Source organism: Hylemonella gracilis ATCC 19624 (genome assembly GCF_000211835.1).
GTDB lineage: Bacteria > Pseudomonadota > Gammaproteobacteria > Burkholderiales > Burkholderiaceae_C > Hylemonella > Hylemonella gracilis.
Genome location: NZ_AEGR01000087.1, coordinates 14,399 through 31,128, shown reverse-complemented (window position 1 = coordinate 31,128; position 16,730 = coordinate 14,399). Strand labels below are relative to the sequence as shown.

The 16,730-nt window shown below is 65.5% G+C and carries 17 protein-coding genes; 8 read left to right on the top strand and 9 right to left on the bottom strand.

Annotated elements, in window-relative coordinates; translation table 11 throughout:
• From HGR_RS17085 to ntrC, 5 genes are all read left to right on the top strand, one after another.
• Positions 1–237 (top strand): sterol desaturase family protein (locus tag HGR_RS17085; RefSeq protein WP_406564787.1); only part of this gene is annotated, 237 nt, incomplete at its 5' end.
• Between the two features lie 28 nt (positions 238–265).
• On the top strand, positions 266–1,114 hold the full coding sequence (locus HGR_RS13630) for a competence/damage-inducible protein A (RefSeq protein ID WP_006298878.1): 849 nt from the start codon (positions 266–268) through the stop codon (positions 1,112–1,114).
• Between the two features lie 261 nt (positions 1,115–1,375).
• Positions 1,376–2,791, top strand: coding sequence for a type I glutamate--ammonia ligase (glnA, locus tag HGR_RS13625; RefSeq protein ID WP_006298877.1), 1,416 nt, complete (start codon positions 1,376–1,378; stop codon positions 2,789–2,791).
• 277 nt (positions 2,792–3,068) lie between these two features.
• Positions 3,069–4,160 (top strand): nitrogen regulation protein NR(II), encoded by a 1,092-nt coding sequence (gene glnL / locus HGR_RS13620; protein WP_006298876.1) that lies wholly within the window; start codon positions 3,069–3,071, stop codon positions 4,158–4,160.
• A 64-nt stretch (positions 4,161–4,224) separates the two neighbouring features.
• Positions 4,225–5,760 (top strand): nitrogen regulation protein NR(I), encoded by a 1,536-nt coding sequence (ntrC, locus tag HGR_RS13615; RefSeq protein WP_006298875.1) that lies wholly within the window; start codon positions 4,225–4,227, stop codon positions 5,758–5,760.
• Between the two features lie 76 nt (positions 5,761–5,836).
• On the opposite strand, the gene HGR_RS13610 is transcribed toward ntrC, so the two are convergent.
• The gene (locus HGR_RS13610; RefSeq protein WP_006298874.1) at positions 5,837–6,784 is read right to left on the bottom strand and encodes an alpha/beta fold hydrolase; all 948 of its coding nucleotides are present in this window, start codon (positions 6,782–6,784) and stop codon (positions 5,837–5,839) included.
• 83 nt (positions 6,785–6,867) lie between these two features.
• On the opposite strand from HGR_RS13610, the gene HGR_RS13605 reads away from it, so the two are divergent.
• Positions 6,868–7,956, top strand: coding sequence for a GlxA family transcriptional regulator (locus HGR_RS13605; protein ID WP_006298873.1), 1,089 nt, complete (start codon positions 6,868–6,870; stop codon positions 7,954–7,956).
• Positions 7,957–8,030: 74 nt separating this feature from the next.
• On the opposite strand, the gene HGR_RS13600 is transcribed toward HGR_RS13605, so the two are convergent.
• The 8 genes from HGR_RS13600 to HGR_RS13565 all read right to left on the bottom strand — a co-directional run bounded on the left by HGR_RS13600 (position 8,031) and on the right by HGR_RS13565 (position 14,414).
• The gene (locus tag HGR_RS13600; RefSeq protein WP_006298872.1) at positions 8,031–8,597 is read right to left on the bottom strand and encodes a methylated-DNA--[protein]-cysteine S-methyltransferase; all 567 of its coding nucleotides are present in this window, start codon (positions 8,595–8,597) and stop codon (positions 8,031–8,033) included.
• A gap of 9 nt (positions 8,598–8,606) precedes the next feature.
• Positions 8,607–9,413, bottom strand: coding sequence for an exodeoxyribonuclease III (gene xth / locus HGR_RS13595; protein ID WP_006298871.1), 807 nt, complete (start codon positions 9,411–9,413; stop codon positions 8,607–8,609).
• Positions 9,414–9,429: 16 nt separating this feature from the next.
• Positions 9,430–10,035: a DUF4337 domain-containing protein gene (locus tag HGR_RS13590; RefSeq protein WP_039853615.1), complete on the bottom strand. Its 606-nt coding sequence runs from the start codon at positions 10,033–10,035 to the stop codon at positions 9,430–9,432.
• A gap of 175 nt (positions 10,036–10,210) precedes the next feature.
• On the bottom strand, positions 10,211–10,717 hold the full coding sequence (locus HGR_RS13585) for a dihydrofolate reductase (protein WP_006298869.1): 507 nt from the start codon (positions 10,715–10,717) through the stop codon (positions 10,211–10,213).
• Positions 10,714–11,628 carry a DMT family transporter gene (locus tag HGR_RS13580; RefSeq protein ID WP_138922539.1) on the bottom strand — a complete coding sequence of 305 codons (915 nt, stop codon included), beginning with the start codon at positions 11,626–11,628 and terminating at the stop codon, positions 10,714–10,716. The genes HGR_RS13585 and HGR_RS13580 overlap by 4 nt, the downstream gene beginning before the upstream one ends.
• Before the next feature lie 22 nt (positions 11,629–11,650).
• The gene (locus HGR_RS13575; protein ID WP_006298867.1) at positions 11,651–12,502 is read right to left on the bottom strand and encodes a thymidylate synthase; all 852 of its coding nucleotides are present in this window, start codon (positions 12,500–12,502) and stop codon (positions 11,651–11,653) included.
• A 2-nt stretch (positions 12,503–12,504) separates the two neighbouring features.
• Positions 12,505–13,950 carry an FAD-binding oxidoreductase gene (locus HGR_RS13570; RefSeq protein ID WP_006298866.1) on the bottom strand — a complete coding sequence of 482 codons (1,446 nt, stop codon included), beginning with the start codon at positions 13,948–13,950 and terminating at the stop codon, positions 12,505–12,507.
• Positions 13,947–14,414 (bottom strand): DUF2069 domain-containing protein, encoded by a 468-nt coding sequence (locus HGR_RS13565; RefSeq protein WP_138922538.1) that lies wholly within the window; start codon positions 14,412–14,414, stop codon positions 13,947–13,949. Before HGR_RS13565 ends, HGR_RS13570 begins: the two co-directional genes overlap by 4 nt.
• Positions 14,415–14,435: 21 nt before the next feature.
• Between HGR_RS13565 and HGR_RS13560 the strand changes: the two genes are divergently transcribed.
• Both HGR_RS13560 and gspN read left to right on the top strand, forming a co-directional pair.
• Positions 14,436–15,662, top strand: a complete 1,227-nt coding sequence (locus HGR_RS13560; protein WP_006298864.1) for a YihY family inner membrane protein — start codon at positions 14,436–14,438, stop codon at positions 15,660–15,662.
• Between the two features lie 83 nt (positions 15,663–15,745).
• The gene (gspN, locus tag HGR_RS13555) at positions 15,746–16,729 is read left to right on the top strand and encodes a type II secretion system protein N (protein ID WP_169312705.1); all 984 of its coding nucleotides are present in this window, start codon (positions 15,746–15,748) and stop codon (positions 16,727–16,729) included.
• Position 16,730: the final 1 nt, after the last annotated feature.

The following is a 16,730-nucleotide window of genomic DNA, read 5'->3' as shown; positions in this document are numbered from 1 at the left end:
GCCCCCTCGGGGGGCAGCGAACCTCGCGCAGCGGGGAGCGTGGGGGCCCAAAGTCTAGGCGGCTGCAACTTCGGTGTGCTCCTGCCGTGGTGGGACATGCTGTTTGGCACGGCGAACTTCGAATTGCGTTACGACCCCACGGGCATCCGGGATCAGGTGGAACAGGGGCGGGATTACGGGCGTGGCTTCTGGGCCCAGCAATGGCTGGGCTTGAAGCGGCTCGCGGGCAAGGCATGAAGCATCAAGGCACGAAGCATCAAGGCATATGACAACGTTCAGTCTCATCCTCATTGGCGACGAAATCCTGTCCGGCAAGCGCGCGGACAAGCACCTGCCCAAGACCATCGAACTGCTGGCCGCGCGCGGTTTGCAGCTGTCGGGTGCCGAGATCGTCGGTGACGATCCGGTCCGCATCACCGCGGTCTTGCGCCGGGCTTTCGAGCGCGCAGCCTCGGGCGAAGTGGTGTTTTGCTGTGGCGGCATCGGTGCCACGCCGGACGACCACACCCGGCAATGCGCGGCGGCGGCCCTGGGGCGGCCCTTGCGTTTGCACCCCCGGGCGGCTGAACTGATCCATGAGCGCGCCCGTGAGATGGCGATTGAGAAAGGCGTGTCCTACGACCCGGACCAGTCCGACAACGTGCATCGCCTGAACATGGGGGTCTTTCCCGAGGGGGCGGACATCCTGCCCAATCCGTACAACAAGATCCCCGGTTTCAGCATCAAGGCAACCGGTGGCGCGGCGCCGACGCCGACGCAGGGTGCCGTGCACTTCATGCCGGGCTTTCCCGTCATGGCCTGGCCGATGATGGAGTCCTTGCTGGACACAAGCTACGCGCATCTTCACGCGCGGGGCGCCTGGGGTGAGCGGTCGATCATTGTGTATGGCGCGATGGAGGCCGTGCTCACGCCTCTGATGGAGGCCATCGAGGCGGGGCACCCGGGCGTCAAGGTCTTCAGCCTGCCCAGCGTGGATCATCCCGAGCACGGTCGCCACATCGAGCTGGGCGTCAAGGGGGTACCCACGCAGATGTTGCCCGCTTACGAGGACATGCTCGCAGGTTTACGGGCCCAGGGTTGCCGACTTGGCCCCGAATTGGTGCGGACGGTTTGAATTCAGCGCATCAGTCGCCCCTGCACCTTTATTTGATCCCTTTTTTGGTGCGAACTTGGCGCCAATATCTGCATTGAAATGGGGCGTTCCGACCTTGCAAAGGCGCACAATAGAGGGTGAGAGTCCCCATGGCGCCGATGGCAGCTCCGGATGAGTGCCCGACACGCACCGGAATTGGCACAAAAACTGCATCCAACCAGCGCTGCTTACAGCTTTCAGTCCAACGATTTTTCAACCAACCTTCCTAGCAGGAGTACCCAGATGGCCAAGACCGTCGCAGACGTGATGAAGATGGTGAAGGAGAACGAGGTCAAGTTCGTTGACTTCCGTTTCACCGACACCCGTGGCAAGGAACAGCACGTCAGCGTGCCCGTTTCCCACTTTGATGAAGACAAATTCACCTCGGGCCACGCCTTCGACGGTTCCTCCATCGCTGGCTGGAAGGGCATCGAGGCTTCGGACATGCTGCTCATGCCCGATCCGAACACCGCGAACATCGATCCCTTCTTCGAAGAGACCACGCTGTTCCTCTCCTGCGACGTGCTGGAGCCGGGTGACGGCAAGGCTTACGACCGCGATCCGCGTTCCATCGCCAAGCGCGCCGAGTCCTATCTGAAGGCTTCTGGCCTGGGCGACACCGCCTTTTTCGGTCCGGAACCCGAGTTCTTCATCTTCGACAACGTGCGTTGGGGTGCCGACATGTCCGGCTCCTTCGTCAAGATCGAAGAATACGAAGCGCCCTGGAACAGCGGTGCCAAGCTGGAAGGCGGCAACCGCGGTCACCGTCCCACGGTCAAGGGCGGCTATTTCCCGGTGCCCCCGGTCGACAGCACGCAGGACATGCGCGCCGAGATGTCGCTGATCCTCGAATCGCTGGGCATCCCGGTTGAAGTGTTCCACCACGAAGTGGCGGGCGCTGGCCAGAACGAAATCGGCACCAAGTTCAGCACGCTGGTGCAGCGCGCCGACTGGACCATCCTGCTGAAGTACGTGGTGCAGAACGTCGCCAATGCCTACGGCAAGACGGCCACCTTCATGCCCAAGCCCATCGTGGGCGACAACGGCTCCGGCATGCACGTGCACCAGTCCGTGTGGAAGGACGGCAAGAACCTGTTCGCTGGCGAAGGTTATGCTGGCCTGTCCGAGTTCGCGCTGTACTACATCGGCGGCATCATCAAGCACGCCCGCGCGCTCAACGCCATCACCAACCCCGGCACCAACAGCTACAAGCGCCTGGTGCCTGGCTTCGAAGCCCCGGTGAAACTGGCCTACAGCTCGCGCAACCGTTCTGCCTCGATCCGCATCCCCTTCGTGGCCAACCCCAAGGGTCGCCGCATCGAAGCGCGTTTCCCGGACCCGACCGCCAACCCCTACCTGGCCTTCTCGGCCCTGTTGATGGCGGGTCTGGACGGCGTGGAGAACAAGATCCATCCGGGCGAAGCCGCCACCAAGGATCTGTACCACCTGCCGCCCGAAGAAGACGCGAAGATCCCGACCGTGTGCCACAGCCTGGACCAAGCGCTGGAGTACCTGGACAAGGATCGCGCCTTCCTGACCAAGGGCGGTGTCTTCACCGACACGATGCTCGACGCCTACATCGAACTCAAGATGCAAGAAGTCACGCGTTTCCGCATGACCACGCACCCGATCGAGTTCGACATGTACTACTCGCTGTAATCAGCACGCGAGTGGTTCCGCGGCACCTCACGCCAGTTGTCTCCGCCGGTCGCGCAGGCGGTCTTGCCGAAGGCAGGTGGATGTGGGTGTCGCACGATCAAGGGACGGCTTCGCGCCGTCCCTTTTTGTTGAGACTGTTTTTTGCCAGGAAATGGGCCTCGCATGAATCCGTCGCACTCTCGCCACCCGTCTTATCCTCGCCTGCCGCGAGCGACCTCGGCGCGCAAGGCCTCCGGATTTCTGGCGCCAGCCTGAAGGCGCTGATCCACCTGCTTCGATGAACGCCATGACCGTCAGCTTGCCGCAAAGCCGCATGAGCGCGGAGCACCGCTTCCAGGCCTTCGATTTGCTCGCGACCCTGGTGGCCGTGGTGCGCAGCGATGGCGAATTGCTCTACGCCAATGCCGCCCTGGAGGATGTGCAGGGCATTTCCCGCCGCAGCATGGGCGAGGACAATTTTTCCTCTTACTTCGCCGAGCCACGCGTGCTGCTGCAAGCGTTGGCGGGCGTGCGGGCGAACGAATACTCCACCCTGCGTTACGACGCCAGTCTGAGGCGCGTGGGGCGTGAGTTGCTGCCGGTGCATGTCAATCTGACGCAGACCGACGTGCCCGACGAGATCCTGGTCGAGATGATGCCGCTGGAGCAGCAGGCGCGCCAGGAGCGCGAGGAACGCCTGCTCGACCAAGCGCAGGCCAACAAGGAGCTGATCCGCAACCTCGCCCACGAGATCAAGAACCCCCTGGGGGGCATACGCGGCGCCGCGCAACTGCTGGAAATGGAAATCGATCCGCAGCTCACCGAGTACACGCGCGTCATCATCCATGAGGCCGATCGCCTGCAAACCCTGGTGGACCGCTTGCTCGCGCCGCACCGCCGGCCGCACGTCGTGGGCGACGTCAACATCCATGAGGTCTGCGAGCGGGTGCGGTCCTTGGTGCTGGTGGAGTTTCCCCGGGGCTTGCGCGTGGTCCGTGACTACGATACTTCCATACCGGAGTTCCGGGGCGATCGCGAGCAGTTGATTCAAGCCGTGCTGAACATCGCGCACAACGCCTGCCAAGCGCTGACCGAGCGCATCGTGTCGGGCGATGCGCAGCTGACGTTTCGTACACGCATCGCGCGCTCCATCACCTTTGGCAAGCAGCGCTACAGACTGGCACTGGAATTGCATGTCATCGACAACGGGCCCGGTGTGCCGGACTCGATCAAGGACCGCATTTTTTTCCCGCTGGTGTCGGGGCGTGAAGGTGGTTCAGGCCTGGGGCTGACGCTGGCGCAAACCTTCGTGCAGCAGCATCATGGTCTGATCGAGTGTGACAGCGAACCGGGTCGGACCGATTTCAAAATTCTGATTCCGCTGCCTTGAGCTTGAAGAGCGCATGCAAACAATGGGAGGCGGTGTGAACACACAGACCAAGGATTACGCCGAGATGAAGCCGATCTGGATCGCAGACGATGACCAATCCATACGCTTCGTGCTCGAGAAGGCTCTTCAGCGCGAGCAACTTCCTACGCGCAGCTTCACCAATCCCAAGGACGTGCTGGCGGCCTTGGACGAAGAGAACGAAGCACCTCAGGTGCTGGTGAGCGACATCCGCATGCCGGGTGGCACGGGCCTCGAATTGCTGGAGAAAGTCAAAGCGCGTTTCCCCGGCCTGCCGGTGATCATCATGACGGCGTTCAGTGACCTGGACAGTGCCGTGTCCGCTTTCCAGGGCGGCGCCTTCGAGTACTTGCCTAAGCCGTTTGACTTGCCCAAGGCGCTGGAGTTGATCCGTCGCGCCGTCGAGGAAAGCCAGCGCGAGGAAGTGGCTCAAGAAACCCTGGCCGAGACGCCCGAAATGCTGGGTCAAGCCCCGGCCATGCAGGACGTGTTCCGCGCCATCGGTCGCCTGTCCCAGAGCAATGTGACGGTGCTCATCACGGGCGAGAGCGGTTCCGGCAAGGAGCTGGTGGCGCGCGCCTTGCACAAGCACTCACCGCGCGCGCAAGGGCCCTTCGTCGCCATCAACACGGCGGCCATTCCGAAGGACCTGTTGGAGAGCGAACTCTTCGGCCATGAGCGCGGAGCCTTCACCGGCGCGCAAACCATGCGCCGTGGCCGCTTCGAGCAGGCCGAAGGCGGCACCCTGTTTCTCGATGAAATCGGCGACATGCCCTTCGATTTGCAGACACGCCTGCTGCGTGTGCTCAGCGACGGACATTTCTACCGCGTGGGTGGACACAGCGCCGTGAAGGCCAATGTGCGCGTCATCGCGGCCACCCACCAAGACCTGGAGCAGCGCGTCAAGGAAGGCGTGTTCCGCGAAGACTTGTTCCACCGCCTCAACGTCATCCGTCTGCGCTTGCCCGCCCTGCGTGAACGCAAGGAAGACGTGCCCATGCTCACGCGGCACTTCCTGCAACAGAGCGCGCGCCAGCTGGGTGTGGAGCCCAAGCGCATCTCCGACGCCGCCCTGGAAAAACTCAGCCGCTTCAGCTTCCCCGGCAATGTGCGCCAGTTGGAGAACGTCTGCCACTGGCTCACGGTCATGGCGCCGGCCCAGGTGATCGAGCCCAAGGACCTGCCGCCGGAAGTGCTCCAGATGGTGGACGGCATTGCTGCCACGGCCATGGCGCCTGTGAATGCGCCCGCGGTGCAGGTGGTGTCGCCCCCCGCGCTGGCTGCCGACACCTCGGCGGCAGTCGGCGAGCGCGCCGTGACGGAGGCGGCTGCCTCGGTGGCTGTCGCCACGCCCGCCGCGGCGGGCGATTGGGAAAGCAGCTTGCAGCAAGAAGCCCTGAGCCTGCTGCAATCCGGGCGGGTGGATGTGTGGGACGAACTCAGCCGTCGCTTCGAGCGCAAGCTGATTCTGACGGCCTTGGACACCACACGCGGTCGGCGCATCGAAGCCGCGCACAAGCTGGGCATCGGCCGCAACACCATCACGCGCAAGATCCAGGAACTGGGGCTCGAAGAAGGCTGAACGCCGTTGCCTCTTCCCTTGCTCTTTTCTCTTTTCCTTTCTCGCTTCCGCAGCCTGTTCGTCGGCGAGATCGCGGTCAGGGCCGACAGATGAAGTCGGCCACGGTCTGAACCACCTCGCGGTCATGCAGCACGCGGTTATGCCCCAAGCCCTGGCTCCAGTGCAGTACCGTTGCCGGGCGCAGGCGCGCCAGGTAGCGGCTGTTTTCCGGGCTGGTCTCTGAGTCGTCCTGGTCGTGGACCAGCAGTGCTCGGCCCCGCAGCCGAGGCAGATGGTGGTCCAGCGAATAGTCACGCCACCAGGTGGGGCCGAAGACATCCTCGAAGGCTGTTTCCAGCCGGGCCAGCAGGTCCGGACTCAGGCCCAATCGCTGCTGGAAAGTCCGCAACACGCTCTTGAGGTTGGCCGTCGGTGCGATGCCAACGTAAGTGGCTGGGCTGTCCAGCTGGTGCAGGGCCATGGCCGTCGCCGTGGCGCCCAGCGAGTGGCCGATCACCGCCTGGACATCCCCGGCATGCAGGATCACGTCATGCAGCAGCTGGGCGTATTGGTCGAGCCGGTAGGGCCGCGGCCTCTGTCCGCCATGACCTGGCGCGTCCAGGAGCAGCACGCGGTAACCGGCCGACTGCAGCACGGGCACGAAGCTGCCCAACTGCGCGCCATACGCCCCCCAGCCATGCGCCAGCAGCACCGCGGGACCGCTGCCCCAACCGTGGACCACGGCGCCACGCTCGCCCGAATACACCTCGAAGCGGTGCTCCACCGTCGCCAGCAGATCGCGCGCGCGCGGATTCGGGCGGGCGCGTGGCGGCGTGAACCAGAGCCGCCACAGCAGTCGGGTGGCGAGGTCCGGGAAGAGTTTCGCCAACAGGTTGAAAGCAAGGCCCAGCCGACGCTGCCGTCCGCCGTCTGGCGAGGTCCTGCTGGGCAGAAAACTGGCCTGCAGCGCGTAAGCGGTGGGCGGCGTCACGTCCTCGGAGGCCGGTGCAGGGAGAGGGGAGGGGGAGGTCAAGGCAATCGTCATGGCAGAACCCTGGGCAAGTTGAAATGCATGGGACGGGATGTTCCGCTTGCCAGTCAGGTCGTCCAAGTGGCAATATCGACACTATGAATGCCAATACTGCCAACGTCGCCAATTCGGAAGTCGCACCTCCACTCCACATCGCCTTGGTGCTGACCCCCCAATGCGTGGTGTCCGGCGTGCTGGGGGTGATGGACATGTTGAGCACGGCGAACTACGTGGCTCGCAAGTTTCCCGGCGTCGACGTTCGGTTCCTGCCCACGCTGGTCTCGGCGGATGGCAAGCCGGTGGAGACCATGAATGGGGTGAGCATGCCGGCCCAGTCGGCCCTGCCCGACCCGAGTTCCTTGGCCATCGCCTTCGTGCCGTCCGGCCCGCCCGCGAACTTTGGCGTCACGCGCATGCGGCAGACCCTGGCGGGGCAGCAGCCGCTCATTGACTGGCTGCGTGCCGTGCACGAAGCCGGAGGACTGCTCGCGTCCTGCTGCACCGGCAGTTTTCTGCTCGCGGCCACCGGCTTGCTGGATGGCCGGCTGGCCACCACCCATTGGCGGGGCGAGGAGGCCTTTCGCGCGCTGTTCCCGCGCGTGGAACTGCGCATCGACAGCTTGCTGGTGGAAGGGGAGCGGCTGCTGTGCGGGGGCGGCGCGCAGTCTTTCTCCAGCACCGTGCTGCGCCTGATCAGCCAACTTCAAGGCGAGGCCGTGGCGGCACAGACGGCGCGCCTGATGCTGGCCGATGGTCACACCAGTGGGCAGAACGCCTACCGGCTCTGGGTGCCGCGTCGTGACCATGGCGACGAAGCCATCGCCATGGGCCAGCAATGGCTGGAAGCCCACTACCGAGAAGCTTTTGACATGGATGGCCTCGCCGCGCAATTGCGGCTGACACCGCGCACGCTGATGCGCCGCTTCCGTTTGGCCACGGGCATGACGCCCCTGCAGTACCAGCAACGTTTGCGCATCGAGGAGGCCAAGACGCAACTCGAAGCGTCTCGCACCTCGGTGAACCAGGTGGTCTGGCAGACCGGTTACGAAGACGCCAGTTCCTTCCAGCGTCTTTTCAAGCGCGAGACCGGGCTCACGATGGCGGAATACCGGCAGCGTTTCGGACAGCGCCGCTGGCGGGCCGACGGCGGGGGTGGCGCGGACGCGCTGTTCGCAGGCCCGGTCTGAGTCACAGGACCGATCGGGTGCGCGGGCCGGTCCTGGCGTCTGGCGTCGGCAGGTTTGAGGCCGCGTGGCCAGCCTCAGTCAAACAGTCCCGGCCCGCCGAAGCGCGCGCCTTCCAGCTCGAGCATCTTCAGCTTGGTCTGCGTCCCGCCATGGGCGGAAAAGCCGACGCCTTTCGCGCCAGCGCCCAGCACGCGATGGCAAGGCACCACCGGGGCGTAAGGGTTCGATCCCATCGCCTGGCCCACGGCGCGCGCCGTGCCGGGCGCGCCCAGTTGCTCGGCGACCTCGCCGTAGGTCCAGGTCTCGCCCGGCGGGATGCGCCGCACCCACTCATACACGCGCTGGTGGAAGGGCGGCACGCCCTCCATGTCCAGCACCAAATGCGTCAAATCCCGTGGCTCCTGGGGATGGCCCTCCAGCAGCGCGGTGATGGCATTGATGGCCGCCTGCGCGCTGAGGGACGGTTCGATCTCCGGCGCGCCGGGAAAACGCCGCCGCATGCGTGCCCGCGTGGCCGCCTCGTCAGCTTCCGGCAGCTGGACGCCGGTCAGCCCGCGCTCGCTCCAAGCCAGGCCGCAGTGGCCCAGCGGGGTCGCGAAGAGGGCATAACCCAGGGTGTCCAAGGCGGCGACGATGTGCAAGCGTTGGGCTCAGAACCCTTGCAACTCCAGCAGCACCGGAGCGTGGTCGCTGGGCTGCTTGTTCTTGCGGGGCAGGCGGTCGATGGTGCAGCCTTGCACGGCGGGCTTGAGCGCCTCGCTGACCAGGATGTGGTCGATGCGCAGGCCGCGGTTCTTCTGGAAGCCCAGCATGCGGTAGTCCCACCAGGAGTAGCTTTTCTCGGGCTGCTCGAACATGCGGTAGGCGTCGTGCAGGCCCAGCGCCAGCAGGGCCTTGAATTGCTCACGTTCCTGCGTGGTGTGGTGGATGGTTTCGCGCAGGCCCTCGGGGTCGTAGGAGTCACGGTCGTCCGGCGTGATGTTGTAGTCGCCCAGCAGCACCAGGCGGGCGTGCGTGGCCAGCTCCGCCTGGACCTGCGCGCGCAGCGCGTCCATCCAGCGCATCTTGTAGGCGAACTTCTCGCTGCCCGGTTCCTGGCCGTTGACGAAATAGCCGTTGACGATGCGCAGCGGCCCTTGCGGCGTGTCCAGCGTGGCGACGATGACGCGGGCCTGCTCGTCCTCGAAGCCCGTGATGTTGCGCGTGACGTCGCGCAGGGCGGGCAGGGAGAGGCGTGAAATCAGCGCCACGCCGTTGTAGGTCTTCTGGCCGTAGGCCTCGGCCCGGTAACCCGCCGCCTCGAACTCGGCGTGCGGGAACTTGTCGTCGGTGAGCTTGAGTTCCTGCAAGGCCAGCACGTCGATCGGCGCGCCACCCGCGGCCTGCGCGGCCAGCCAGTCGAGCACCTGAGGCAGGCGCACGCCGAGGGAGTTCACGTTCCAGGTGGCGAGTTTCATGGCGAGGCGGTCGGCTTCAATAGTGGAGCATGGCGAGCGCGCCCACGGCCACGCCCAGCACACCCCCCACCACCATCAGGTACTCCAGCCACCGCTTGCGCGTGAGCAGCGCGATGGCCGCGATGGCGATCGCGACTTGCAGCACGGTCGTGGCCTGGGCCCAGCGGTGGTGCAGGTGCAACTCTTCGTCGCTGCGATGGTCCCAGGCCAGGGACTCGGCCTCCAGCTTCTCAGCGTTCTTGCGGATCTCTTCCTTTTCGGTCTCGTAGCGCTCGATCTTGGCCTGGTACTTGGCCTTCTCCGCCGGGTTCTGCGTCAGGTCACGCGAGACCTCGGCCAGGGACTGCTTGGTGCTCTTGGACTGGAAGTAGTTCCATTGATTGGACGCTTCCGTCTTCTTGATGGCGGCGTTGTTTTTGTAGAGGCCAGCGTTGGCCTGGGTGGCGCCACCCATGTAGGAAAAGATCGCGCCGACCGTGGCGATGATGGCCGTGAACATGGCGATCTGGTTGGTCAACCCGCCGCCTTGTTTGCCGTGACCGGCGGATTCGGAGGCGTGTTGCGCGGCGTGTTCGAGTTCGTGGTCGTGAGGACCGTGCACGTGAAAACCTTGTCCAGACATGATGAAATGGGTTTGTAGTGAATGAAAAGAAAAGGCGAAAGGAAAGCGCGAAATGGGATTCGCGGGATCGAACTGTAGCGAAATGCCGTGACCGACTTCTGACACGCAACGCACGGGGGCGGATCAGTCTCGATCATCCATGCGGGTGCCACCGCGGTGGGCGCTGCTTGCTGGCTCAGTCCGTCCTGCGATGGGTGTAGGTCACGAAGTTCAGCCCCAGGCCATTGGCCGCGACCAAGCGCTCCCGAGCAGTCTCCACCCACTCGGGCCCGAGCACAGGCGCATGCGCGTCGCCCTCGAAATCCGCTTCGATCTCCGTCACCACGGCCGTGCTGGCCAGCGGCAGTGCCTGCGCGTAAATCTGCGCGCCACCGATGATCCAGACGTCCGCAGCGTCCTCGCACAGCCGCAATGCCTCGTCGAGGGATTGCGCCACGGCGGCCACGCCGTGCACGCCCTCGGCTTTCCAGCCCACCTGACGCGTCACCACGACATTGCGCCGTCCGGGCAGGGGCCGAAAGCGCGGCGGCAGAGAGTCCCAGGTCTTGCGGCCCATGATGACGGGCGCGCCCAGGGTCGTGCGCTTGAAGTGCGCGAGGTCTTCGGGCAGGTGCCAGGGCATCACGCCGTCCTTGCCGATGACGCCGTTGGAGGCGCGGGCGTAGATCAGGTGCAGTTTCATGGGGTCTCCGGTGGGCGTGCTGGGCGCAGCAGGCCAGGGGGAAGCAGCACGGCGGCGATGGCCGCCGTCACGCAGACGATGGCGGCCCAGTCTTGCCAATGCGGAGTCTCGCCGATCAGCAAGGCGGCGCTGAGCGTGCCCACCAGCGGAATCGCCATCACGCTCATGGCACTGGTGGCGGGCGGCAGGTGGCGCGCCAGGCCGGCCCACAGGGTCTGCGCGAAGCCGTAGTTGATGAAGGCGCCATAGGCCAGGGCGAGCCACATCGCACCGCTGAATTGCCAGGCCGGCCAGGGTTCGCTCGCGAACGCGATGACCCAGAGGCAGACGCTGGACAAGATCATGCTCCAGATGGTCAAGGCTTCCAGGGGCAGGGTGAGGTGGGCTCGGCGCAGCAGCAGGGTGCCGATGGCCCAGCACAAGGCCGCGAACATCATCCAGGCGATGCCTTGCGGACGACCGCTCAGCGCGCTGAATTCACTCGAGGTGAGCAAAGCCACCGCCGCGCCCACGGCGACGACGGCGAGCACCGTGCGGCGCGTCAGCCGCTCGCCAAAAAAAAGCGCGCCCAGCAGCACGGTCCAGATGGGCATGGTGAAGCCGAGCACGGCGGCGCGGCCCGAGGCCAGCTCCTTGACGCCGAGGATGGACAGCGCATGCCAGCCCAGGATATTAGGCGCGCCGATGACCGCGATGGCGCGCCATTCTCCCCCGCCTTTGTCCCAGCGCGGCCACAGGCGCAGGCCCCGGGCCCGGTACCAGGCGTAGAGAAAGAGCGCGCCGCAACTCATGGTGAGCGCGCGGAAGTACAGGGGCGAGAGTTCGCGCAGGGAGAACTTCATCATCGGCCAGTTGATGCCCCACATCAGCGTGAGGATCACCAGGGCCGTCAATTGACGGGAAGAAATCACGGATGCACCGATGGGCGACGCGTCACACCGCGACCGGCGCCTTGATGGCCGGGTGGCATTGGTAGTCCCGCACCTCGAAGTCCTCGTACTGGTAGTCGAAGATCGAATCGGGTTGGCGCTTGATGTGCAACACCGGGTAGGGGTAGGGCTGGCGGCTCAGCTGCAGTTCCACCTGTTCGTGGTGGTTGCTGTAGATGTGGCAGTCGCCGCCGGTCCAGATGAAGTCGCCCACGCCCAGACCGCACTGCTGGGCCACCATGTGGGTCAGCAAGGCGTAGCTCGCGATGTTGAAAGGCACGCCCAGGAAGATGTCGGCGCTGCGCTGGTAGAGCTGGCAGCTCAACTTGCCCGGTTCACCGGCGACTTGCGAGGGCGCGACGTAGAACTGGAAGAAGGCGTGGCAGGGCATCAGCGCCATCTTGCTCAGCTCGGCCACGTTCCAGGCGCTGACGATGATGCGGCGTGAATCGGGGTTGCTCTTGAGCGTCTTGATGACTTCGCTGATCTGGTCGATGTGCCCGCCGTCCGGCGTGGGCCAGCTGCGCCACTGCACCCCATAGACCGGGCCCAGGTCACCGTCCTCGCGCGCCCATTCGTCCCAGATGGTCACGCCGCGGTCCTTGAGCCAGTTGTTGTTGCTCGATCCCGTGAGGAACCACAGCAGTTCAAGGATGATGGATTTGAGGTGCACCTTCTTGGTCGTCACCAGCGGAAAGCCTTCGTTCAGGTCGAAACGCATCTGGTGGCCGAACACGCTTGTCGTGCCGGTGCCGGTGCGGTCGGATTTGGCCACGCCATGCGTGTGCACATGGCGCATGAAGTCTTCGTATTGGCTGCGCACGGGGCGTGTCGCTGGCGCGGTGGGGGCATTCATGGTCAGGGATTCTCGGTGTGCAGAAGCTTGCCCGGGTTCATCAGGTTCAAGGGGTCCAGCGCCTGCTTGATGTTGCGCATCAGGCCCAGCGCGACAGGCGATTTGTGTTCGGGCAGCTTGTCGATCTTGAGGCTGCCGATGCCGTGTTCGGCGCTGATGGAGCCCCGGTAGCGGTCCACGACGGCGTAGACCACCTGGTTCATCGGCGCTTCTTGCTCGGCCAGGAAGCGTTTCTGGTCCACGCCTTCGGGCGCCTGCACGTTGTAGTGCAGATTGCCGTCGCCCAGGTGGCCGTAGGTCACCAGTCGGGCGCCGGGGAATTGTTGTTCGAGCAAGGCGTTGGTCTCGGCCACGAAGGCGGGGATGCGAGACACGTTGATCGAGATGTCGTGCTTGATGTTCAGCCCTTCCTGGGCCTGGGCCAGCGGAATGCTCTCCCGGATGTGCCAGAGCGCCTTGGCCTGGCTCAGGTTCTCGGCCACCACGGCATCGGTCACGCAGCCCGCCTCCATCGCCGCCTCGAGCAGGCGTTCGAACTGGGCTCGTGCGTGTTCCTCGGATTCGTTGTCGGAGTTTTCCAGCACCACGCACCAGGGCGATTCCTGCCAGAAGGGCACACGCTGCTGGGGGAAGTGCTTGTTCACCAGGCTGAGCGCGAACTGGCCCATGACCTCGAAGCCCGTCAGGCCCGCGCTCAGGTGTTCGTGCGCCAGGCCCAGCAGTTGCACCGCCGCCTCCAGCGAGGGCAGGGCGGCGAAGGCGGTGAGTTGGCTCTTGGGCAGCGGATAAATTTTCATCGTCGCGCCGGTGATGATGCCCAGCGTGCCCTCGCTGCCGATGAACAGGTGACGCAAGTCGTAACCCGTGTTGTCCTTGCGCAGGCCCAGCAGGCCGTCCCAGATCTCGCCTTGGGCGGTCACGACTTCCAGGCCCAGGCAGAGCTCGCGCGTGTTGCCGTAGCGCACGACCTGCGTGCCACCCGCGTTGGTGCCCAAGTTGCCGCCAATCGTGCAACTGCCCTCGGAGGCCAGGCTGAGCGGAAAGAGGAACCCCGCTTTTTCGCATTCCTCCTGCAGCGTCTGCAGCACGCAGCCCGCGTCCACCGTGATGGTCATGTTGCCCGGGTCGAGCTGGCGCACCTTGTTCAGGCGCGTGAGGCTCAGCACGACTTGCGTGCCGCTGGTGTCGGGCGTGGAGCCGACCACCATGCCGGTGTTGCCGCCCTGCGGGACGATGGCCGCGCGAGCGGCCGCGCAGGCCTTCACGACCTCGGCCACTTCCCGCGTGGACGCGGGGCGCACCACGGCCAGGGCGCGGCCGCGCTCACGGCCGCGCCAGTCCAGTTCCCAGGCACGGAGGTCCGCGCCGTCATCCTGGGTGAGCACGTAGTCCTTGCCGACAATGTCGCGCAGTTGGGCCATCAGCCCTGAAGTCGATGCGGTGGTCATGATGGAGTCGTCACAGTTTCTTGGGCACGCGTTGAGCGCGCGTCTCGCAGGCGCAGACGGATGTGCAGCACGCAGCCGGTGAAGAGGATCAGGCCCAGCGCGATCTCGGCCACGGCCAGTGCCACGACACGCGCGGGCTCGCCGCTGGTGGCGCGCACCAAGCCTTCGAGGATGTAGAGCCAGACCAGCAGGCTCAGCCAGCGGTAGGTGTACATGCGGTTCTTCAGCAGGCCGGCCAGCGGCAGGCACAGGGGCAGCACTTTCAGCGCCAGCGTACCCCGGCCGATCGGGGCCAGCCACAGTTCCCAGGCCAGTCCCAGGCCAATCAGCGCCAGCAGGCTGACCACGGTCAGGCGGCGGCTCAGGCGGACGTGGGCTTGGGGCGCCGTGGCGGGGGGGGTATGCGGCGCGCTTTCGTCACGGGCTGTTACGGAATCGGCGGATGCTGCGTGAGGTTCGTTCATGGAGGCTGGCATGATAGCGGCATGCATGCACTCGTTCTATTCTTCTCCAAATGGCAACGCCGAGTGCGGGCCTTCGTCCGGGGCGTGGCCAGTTTCCCTTGGCGCAACACGGCCTGGACCTTGCGCGAGCGCTTCCGCGAAGACCGCCTGGGCCAGACCGCCGGCAGCTTGACCTTCACCACCACCATCGCCCTGGTGCCCCTGCTGACCGTCGCGCTGGCGCTGATCACCGCCTTCCCCATGTTCGCGAAGTTCCAGGACGTGCTGCAGAAGTGGCTGATCGAAAGTCTGGTGCCGGAAAACATTTCACGCCAGGTCCTGGCCTACATCAGCCAGTTTTCCCGTCGCGCCGGACGTCTGGGGTGGACCGGCCTGGGGGTGCTGTTCCTGACCGCGCTGGGGCTGATCTTCACCATCGACCGCACGTTCAACGCGCTGTGGCGGGTGCAGCGCCCGCGCGCCTTCGGCCAGCGACTGTTGGTGTACTGGGCGGCCATCACCCTGGGTCCGCTGCTGGTGATGCTCAGCCTGCTGGGCACCTCCTACCTGGGGCCCACCGCCAGCCTCCCACCCGGTCTTCGGCTGGCGCTTGATCTCTTCGAGTCACTGACCGCGGCGTTGGCGCTGGCCGCTGTGTACCACTATGTGCCCAACACACGGGTCAAGTGGTTGCATGCCTGGACCGGCGCGATCCTGGCGACCATTGCCCTGGAAGGCGCCAAGAAACTGCTGGGGTTCTACCTCAAGGCCGTGCCCACGTATTCAGCCGTGTACGGTGCCTTCGCGACCGTGCCGATTCTGTTGATCTGGATTTACATGGCCTGGGTCATCGTGCTGCTGGGGGCGGTGATCACCGCGTACCTGCCCAGCCTGCTCGCCGGGGTCGCGCGCCGCGCCCCGGAACCTGGCTGGCAGTTCCAGCTCGCCCTGGAGATGGTCCGGGTCTTGTCCTCGGCACGGCAGTCGGCCGACCATGGCCTGACCTTGATGCAGCTGTCACGCAAGTTGCGGGTGGACCCCCTGCAGCTGGAGCCCTTGGCAGAGGTGCTGGAGCGCCTCAATTGGGTGGGCCGCTTGGCCGGCGGCATACGCGGCGAGCCGATGCGGCTGATCCTCTTGGTCGATCCTGACCGTGCTTTGCTGGCGCCGCTGGTTGACGCGTTGCTGCTGCCGCGCCGGGCCGGCCTCTGGCGCAAGACCCAGCTCGATGAGTTGAACCTGCGTGACGCCTTGACCGCGGCGCGTTGAAGCGCCCCAGTCGGTGATCGCCCTGTCGGGACTCCGCGCCCCGGCGGACACCTGTCCCGCCCTCACGCGGTAATTGCTTGCCCATGCCGTTGAAGTTGCCCTTCCTCGCGTCAGCCCCTGTCCGCTACACCGGTCGGACGAGGGCGGACGCGCCTGCGTCAGACGCCTCCGCAGGCGTCGAGGCCGCTGCGTGGCCGCGCCGGGCTCCCCTCCTGGGACTGTGCGCGGGCGTGCTGGCGGCCACCGTCGTGTTCGCGCCCGCCCGCTGGCTTGCCGAGGGCGTGGCCTCGCTGACCGGCGGCCGGGTGCTCTTGACCCAACCGCAGGGCAGGGTGTGGGCCGGGCAGGCGGGCTTGTCTTTGTCGGCCGGTCCGGGGGCCTTCGAAAAACGCTCCTTGCCACAAGGGGTGAGCTGGCGCCTGCGGCTGGGCTGGAGCCGTGGCTCGGTCGATGGCCAGCGCCCGTCGTGGCTGGGTGAGCCGGTGGTGCGCATTGAGATCGTGGCACCCTGCTGCGCGCCCGAGCCGTTGCGCTTGAGCTTGGGCAGCCTGTTATCGGGCTCGCCCGCCGTGGTGCTGGAGGCCCACCGCAGCGAGTGGCCCGCCAGCTGGTTGGCCGGTCTGGGGGCCCCTTGGAACACCCTGGCCTTGCAAGGGCAATTGATGCTGACCACGCCAGGCCTGCGTTGGCAGGGCCAGCGCCTGGACGGTGAGTTGGAAGTGCAGGCCCTGCATGTTTCTTCGGCGCTGTCCACCCTCAAGCCGCTGGGCAGCTATCGCCTGCATGTCTCGTCGGCCGCAAGGGATTCGGGGGGTGTTTCCCGGTCTTATGCAGACGATGGCCGCGGCCCCATCCAGGACAATCCGGGCGCGGGCAGCGCCATCCACTTTGTGCTCACCACGTTGCAAGGCGATTTGCAACTGAACGCCCAGGGCCAGTGGCAGGGTGGCCGTCTGCGTCTGGATGGACAAGCCGAAGCCGCGCCGGATCGCATTGACGCTTTGTCCAATCTCTTGAACATTCTGGGCCGGCGTGACGGTTTGCGGTCTCATCTGAGGCTGGGTTGAG